Origin of the sequence: Alteromonas sp. KUL150 (assembly GCF_009811475.1) — a bacterium.
In the GTDB taxonomy this organism is placed as follows: domain Bacteria; phylum Pseudomonadota; class Gammaproteobacteria; order Enterobacterales; family Alteromonadaceae; genus Alteromonas; species Alteromonas gracilis.
Genome location: NZ_BLIJ01000022.1, coordinates 1 through 1874 on the forward strand (window position 1 = coordinate 1; position 1874 = coordinate 1874).

At 39.3% G+C, this 1874-nt stretch carries 2 protein-coding genes; both read right to left on the bottom strand.

Annotation, left to right across the window (positions count from 1 at the left end; genetic code table 11):
* A partial coding sequence (locus GVO62_RS04625) for an alpha/beta hydrolase-fold protein (RefSeq protein WP_268891106.1) occupies positions 1-277 on the bottom strand: 277 nt, incomplete at its 3' end.
* A 101-nt stretch (positions 278-378) separates the two neighbouring features.
* Entirely contained in the window at positions 379-1227 is an 849-nt protein-coding gene (locus GVO62_RS04630; RefSeq protein ID WP_236547068.1) for a hypothetical protein, read from the bottom strand.
* Positions 1228-1874: the final 647 nt, after the last annotated feature.

Consider the following 1874-nt stretch of genomic DNA (forward strand, 5'->3'; position numbering starts at 1 on the left):
TTTCCTGCGCCATTCCAGACTGATTTAGCAGATCAAGCGTGCCTACGGTATGGGCAAAATTACGCTGTCCATCTAGCAAATATAAAACTGGGTAGGTGGTGTCTTTGTAGCGGGAATAGTTATTAGGTAAGTGAATAAGCAGTTCTCGCGACTCATTCAAAACTTCTGACTTTATTGTTGTAACTACGGCCTCGCCACGCACTTTGGCGTTTACGTGAAAGCTAAGGCTTACGGTAAATATAGCGCCAGTAAAAACGCGGGCAAGCTTTTGATACATTTGAAATTCCCTTTTCCGCTATCAGCCGTGAGTTTCTTTTTATACTTGAATTTACCTAAGCTGTCATAGTCACTCAAACTTGTCAAAAAATCACCAAGTCATTAGTTGGCAAGCATTAACTTTTCAATAGATTGCTCGATGATAGTTCGCAAGTTTTGTTTGTCCTGAGCAGGCAAATAGCGCGTATGAGCACTAATAAACTCAGGTGTTAAATAGATGCGTTTTATTGCAGCGTTTATACGCTCTATGTGCTTTGCGCCCTGAGACGTATTGGGGCAGATAACGTGGCCTGATACATAGTCAGGGTTATCTGCAATAGAGTAACTGCGCACTTTAATAGGCATGTTCTCTCCAAAACTTCTGAATAAAGTTGCAGGAAAAATGAGTGCAAAATCAGACTTTCCTTTTGAAAACATTTCCATAAAGCGAGAGTAATAAATATTATTTGCTATACGAAGGATTTGCTCTCGATTAACTTGCTTTAGGTCGTCGTCTATCCTTTCGCCGAATGAGTATTCTTCTGGTAACACAATAAAAGAGTCTGGAAAGGCTTCTAATACACGAGATATGCTCAGTATTCGGCCTTTTTCATCTAAAAATTCTTTTTCTATTGGTGGCAGTGATGCCAGTTGGTAAAAACGTTGTGTCTGGAAAAAGCTAAGCGGTAGTGAGTAAAGATGATTTTTTTCGCGTTCAGGTGCTTTTATTTTATTGAGTACGCAAATGTTTTCGCCATGCTGCATATACGCAAAAGAACGCACAAGTGGAACATGAAGCACGGGATCTGTATGCCCTATTTCATCAACTAGCATTTGTACCGTATCGACAGAAGTAGAATAGGGATTGCCTTGTAGATTTACCCTTTCAGTAAGAAATGCATTGTCTGCGTGAAACGCCAGAACATTATTTTGCTCAATGCTGTCACTCGAATTTGCATGAGCAAATTTCACTAATGTTATTAAAATGAATAGTCCAACCCTGAACAACTTTTTACTCCTTGGTAAAACCCAACGCTCGTCATTTTGTCTCGCGTTAAACGTACTTTTATTTTGTGACTCTATTAGGAAAGGTAACAGCGTTTAATTTACGTAGTTTTTAAGCGCGGCTTCTTCGATTTAACCAATTTACCATCTTTTTGATGTGCTTTTATGAATTTTAGAAAGGTTTTGACGTGTTGACGCGCGACAAACAAGAAATTTAGCCTTGTGTAATAAAATTCTGTAAAGGGAGTAAAAAAGCCGCATTCAGCAACGTGATGCGGCTTTCCGAGCTGGGCTGAATAGACAGCCTTCTAGAGCAATTACGTTAAAGGGGTTAGCTAGAACGACCCTCACTCATAGCTGCCTGTTCAAATACCTTAACTCTCGACATATGATCACCTCCTTATCTTCGTTGCTAAGACTGAATTGAAAATAACATAGGTGGTGTTTAAGTAAAGTATAGCTTCATTAAAGAAAGTTTAGGGGCGTGCGAATAAATACAAGGTGCCAGTAACGAGTAACAAATCAAAGGCAAAAATATAAACCTGTTTAATTAATTCTACGTAACCATTGGTAACTGAAACTCTTTGCGCCACCCGTTGATGTGTAATACCAGT